Annotated in this window: 1 protein-coding gene; it reads right to left on the bottom strand. The window is 75.9% G+C overall.

Annotated features, from left to right (window positions below):
- Window positions 1-5269 (bottom strand): type I polyketide synthase (locus ACZ3J7_RS40805; RefSeq protein WP_465628464.1); only part of this gene is annotated, 5269 nt, incomplete at both ends.

Below are 5269 nucleotides of genomic sequence, written 5' to 3'. Positions count from 1 at the left end.
GGTGGGGTTGTGGGTGGGGGTGGTGGAGTTGAGCCAGTAGCGGTCGTGTTGGAAGGGGTAGGTGGGGAGGTCGACGGGGCGGGTTTCGGGGAGGAGTCGGGTCCAGTCGATGGGGGTGCCGTTGGTCCAGGCGGTGGCGGCTTGGGTGAGGAGTCGGTGTAGGCCGCCGTCGTGGCGGCGCAGGGTGCCCAGGGCGAGGACGTTTCGTTCCGCGGCGGCTTCTTCGATGGGGACGGTGAGGACGGGGTGGGCGCTGCATTCGATGAAGCGGGTGTAGCCGGTTTCGAGGAGGGTGTGGATGGCGTGGTCGAAGCGGACGGGCGCGCGGAGGTTGTCGTACCAGTAGTCGGGGCCGGTGTTTTGGGCGGTGAGCCATTGGCCGGTGGTGGTGGAGAGCATGGGGATGCGGGGCTCGGTGGTGTGGATGCCGTGGAGTGCTTCGGCGAGGGCGGTGCGTAGGGTTTCGACGTGGGGGGAGTGGGAGGCGTAGTCGACGGGGATGCGCCGGGCGCGGGCTCCTTGTTGGGTGGCGCGGGTTTCGATGGTGTCGAGGGCGTCCAGGTTTCCGGCGACGACGCAGGAGGTGGGGCTGTTGACGACGGCGATGGCGAGGTCGGTGAGGTGGGGGTCGGTGTCGAGCCAGTGTTGGATGGTGGGGGCGGGGAGGGTGAGGGAGGTCATGGCGCCGTGTCCGGCGAGGGTGTCGCGGATGAGGCGGGCGCGGAGGGTGACGATGCGGGCGGCGTCGCGGAGGGGGAGGATGCCGGCGATGTGGGCGGCGGCGATTTCGCCTTGGGAGTGGCCGATGACGGCGTCGGGGGTCAGGCCGAGGCGGGTCCAGAGTCCGGCGAGGGCGACCATGACGGCGAAGGAGGCGGGTTGGACGACGTCGACCCGCTCCAGGGTGGCCTCAAGGCCTTCGCCGCGTAGGACGTCTTGGAGGGACCAGTCGATGAAGGGGGTGAGGGCGGCGGCGACGCGTTCGATTTCTTCGGCGAACCAGGGGGACTCTTCGAGGAGGGCGCGTCCCATGCCGATCCACTGCGCGCCCTGGCCGGGGAACACCCACGCGGTGCGACCCGCACCACCCGAAGCCGAACCGGTGACCGCGGCAGCGTCCGTGCCGCCCTCGGCGAGGGTGTCGAGTGCGGTGGTGAGGGCGGCGAGGTCGGTGCCCAGCACGACCGCCCGTTCGGTGAAGGTGGTGCGGGCGGTGGCCAGCGCGCGGGCGGTCGCGACGGGGTCGGGGCCGGTGCGGGCGAAGCGGGCCAGGCGGCCGGCCTGGGCGCGGAGGGCGGCGGGGTCGTTGGCGGAGAGCGGCCAGGCGAGGACCTCCGGTGCGGTCGCGGCGGGTGCCGCGTCCCCGGTCTCGACGGCCTGGACCGGGGCCTGCTCGATGATCACGTGGGCGTTGGTGCCGCTGACGCCGAACGCGGAGACGCCGGCCCGGCGCGGCCGGTCGACGGCCGTCCAGTCGCGGGCCTCGGTGAGGACCTCGACCTCGCCCGCCGACCAGTCGATGTGCGGGCTGGGCTTCTCGGCGTGCAGGGTGGGCGGCAGGACGCCGGCCCGGATCGCCATCACCATCTTCATGACGCCCGCGACGCCGGCGGCGGCCTGGGTGTGGCCGATGTTCGACTTGATCGACCCGAGGTACAGCGGCGCGCTCTCGCCGCGCTCCTGGCCGTAGGTGGCGAGCAGCGCCTCGGCCTCGATCGGGTCGCCGAGCTTGGTGCCGGTGCCGTGCGCCTCGACCGCGTCGACCTCCGACGCGGAGAGCCCGGCGTCGGCCAGCGCGGCGCGGATCACCCGCTGCTGCGACGGGCCGTTGGGGGCGGTCAGGCCGTTGCTGGCGCCGTCCTGGTTGACGGCCGTGCCACGGACCACCGCCAGCACCTGGTGCCCCAGGCGCTGGGCGTCCGACAGCCGCTCCAGGACCAGCAGGCCCACGCCCTCGCCCCAGCCGGTGCCCTCGGCGCCGGTGCCGAAGGCGCGGCAGCGGCCGTCGACGGCGAGGCCGCGCTGGCGGGAGAACTCCACGAAGGCACGCGGGGAGGACATGATCGTCGCGCCGCCGGCCAGCGCCATCGAGGACTCGCCGGAGCGCAGCGAACGCACCGCCAGGTGCATCGCCACCAGCGACGAGGAGCAGGCGGTGTCGACGGTCAACGCCGGTCCGACCAGGCCGAGTTGGTAGGAGATCCGGCCGGAGGCGACGCTCGCCGCGTTGCCCGTGACGAAGTAGCCCTCGACGCCTTCGGCGCCGCCGTCGGCCTGGGTCGCGTAGTCCTGGCCGTTGCCGCCCGCGAAGACGCCGACCGGTTCGCCGCGCAGCGTGGTGGCGTCGATGCCGGCCCGTTCGAAGGCCTCCCAGGCGACTTCGAGCAGCAGGCGCTGCTGCGGGTCCATCGCCAGGGCCTCGCGCGGGGAGATCCCGAAGAAGCCCGCGTCGAACCCGGCGACGCCGGTCACGAAGCCGCCCTCGCGGACGTAGCTGGTGCCAGGGTGGTCGGGGTCGGGGTCGAAGAGGGTGTCGAGTTCCCAGCCCCGGTCGGTGGGGAACTCCCCGATGGCGTCCCGGCCCTCGGCGACCAGCCGCCACAGGTCCTCGGGCGAGGCGACCTCGCCGGGGAAGCGGCAGGCCATGCCGACGATCGCGATCGGCTCCTCGGAGGAGGCCCGTCCGGTCGGGCGGACACCCTCGGTGCCCTCGGCGGCCCGGCGGGGGAGCAGCAGGTCGAGCAGGTGCTCGGCGAGCAGGGTAGGCGTCGGGTAGTCGAAGACCAGCGCGGCGGACAGGGTGAGCCCAGTGGCCGCGTTCAGCCCGTTGCGGAGTTCGACGGCGGTGAGCGAGGTGAAGCCCAGTTCCTTGAACGCGCGGCGGGCGTCGATCCGGGAGGTGTCGGGGTGCCCGAGGGTCAGCGCGACCTGGCGCAGCACCAGGTCGGCCGCGATCCCGGGGCGGTCGGCCGGGTCGGCCTCGGCGAGCCGGGCGGCGAACGAGCCCGCCGGGGCGGCGGCCGCGGCGCGGCGCGGGGCGCCGGCCAGGCCGTGGAACAGCGCCGGGAGCGCGGTGTCGCCTCGGCTGACGGTCACGGCCGCCGGGACGAGGACCGGCTCGGGACGGGTCAGCGCGGCGTCCAGCAGGGCGAGCCCGTCCGCGTCCGGGAGCGGGGTCAGGCCGAGTCGGGCGATGCGCCGCAGGTCGGTGTCGGACAGGTGCTCGGTCATGCCGCCGGACCGCTCCCACGGGCCCCAGGCCAGCGAGGTGGCGGGCAGGCCGAGGGCGTGGCGGTGGACGGCGAGCGCGTCCAGGAAGGCGTTGGCGGCCGCGTAGTTGGCCTGGCCGGCGGTGCCGAGCAGGCCCGACAGCGAGGAGTAGAGGACGAACGCGGTCAGGTCGAGGTCGCGGGTGAGTTCGTGCAGGTGCCAGGCGGCGTCGGCCTTCGGGCGCAGTACGTTCGCCAGCCGCTCGGGGGTGAGCGCGCCGACCACGCCGTCGTCCAGGACGCCGGCGGTGTGCACGACGGCCCGCAGCGGGCGGTCGGCGGGGATCGCGGCCAGCAGCGCGGCCAGCTGCTCGCGGTCACCCGCGTCGCAGGCCGCGACGGTCACCTCGGCGCCGAATTCGGCGAGTTCGGCGACCAGTTCGCGGGCGCCGGGCGCGTCCGGGCCGCTGCGGCTGGTCAGCAGCAGGTGCCGCACGCCGTGTTCGACCACCAGGTGGCGGGCCGCCAGCGCGCCGAGCGCGCCGGTGCCGCCGGTGACCAGCACCGTGCCGCTGAGGTCGACGGGCCGGGCCGGGGCCGGTGCGGTCCGGACCAGGCGGGGCGCGAACCAGCGGCCGTCGCGGCGGGCCAGGTGCGGCTCGCCGGAGCCGGCGGCCTCGGCCGCCTCCTCGGCGCTGACGCCGTGCTCGGCGTCGACGAGCACCAGCCGGTCGGGGTTCTCGGTCTGCGCGGCCCGGACCAGGCCGCGCACCGGGGCGGCGGCGGGGTCGGTCGGGTCGGTGACGACGACCAGCCGGGCCGGGCCGGCCGCCGGGGCGGCCAGGAACTCCTGGACCAGCTCCAGCGTCCCGGTCACCGCCTGGAGCGCGGACTCGGGCACGCTCAGCGCGGCGGCCTCGGCGACGGCGGTGTCGACGGTGGCGACGACGACGTCCGGCAGCTCGGCGGGCAGCGGGTCACCGCAGTCCAGCACGGCCACCCGGCCCTCGGCGGGAGCGACGGTGACCGGGGCCCAGTCGAGCGCGAACAGCCGCTCCGCGACCGGACGTCCGGCCCGCAGCCGGGCCGGGTCGACCGCCCGTACGGTCAGCGTCTCGGCGGTCAGCAGCGGCCGGCCCGCCGGGTCGGTGGCGGCCAGCGACCAGCGGTCCCCGCCCAGCGGGGTCAGCACCGCGCGCAGCTCGCCCGCCGGGGCGGCGTGCAGCTCGACACCGCTCCACGCCCCGGGCAGCGCCGGGTGCCCGGCCTCGGCCCACAGCGGCTGGAGCGCCGCCTCCAGCAGCAGCGGGTGCAGCGCGAACCCGTCGGCGGGCTCGTCGAGCCGCACCTCGGCCAGCAGCCGGCCCTGGTGCGTCCAGGCCCGCCGGGGCAGCGGGACGGCCGGGCCGCGGCCCGCCGCGGCCACCCGGCCGGCCAGGTCGGTCAGCTCCGTCGCGCCCTTCGGCGGCCAGCTCCCGGACGGGACGGCGGGCGCACCCGCGGCGGCGGCGAGCGTACCGGTGGCGTGCACGGTCCAGGACTCGGACCCGACCGGACGGGAGTGCACGGTCAGCGCCCGACTGCCGTCGTCGGCGGCCGGCGCGACCACCACCCGCAGGTGCAGCGCGTCCTGCTCGGACAGGACCAGCGGGTCGGCCAGGTCGAGACCCGCGACCCGGGGCAGCCCGACCCGGTCACCGGCGGCCACCGCCAGCTCCAGCAGCGCGGCACCGGGCAGCACGACCACACCGGCGACGGTGTGCTCGACGATCCAGGGCTCGGTCCCGACACCCAGCCGCCCACTGAGCACCAGCGTGCCGTCCGGCAGCTCGATCGCGCCGCCGAGCAGCGGGTGCCCGGCGTCACCGAGCCCCAGCCCGGCCGCGTCGGCGGGCCGGGAGGTGGTGGCGTCGAGCCAGTACGGTTCGCGTTGGAAGGCGTAGGTGGGGAGTGGGAGGGTGGGGTGGGTGGTGGTGGGGAAGGTGGTGGTCCAGGTGAGGGGGGTGCCGGTGGTCCAGAGGCGGGCGAGGCCGGTGAGGAGGGCTTCGGGTTCGTTGCGG

The organism is Kitasatospora sp. NPDC015121 (genome assembly GCF_055562955.1).
Note: the sequence above shows the minus strand (reverse complement) of the source record. Positions and strands in the feature narration are given on the sequence as shown.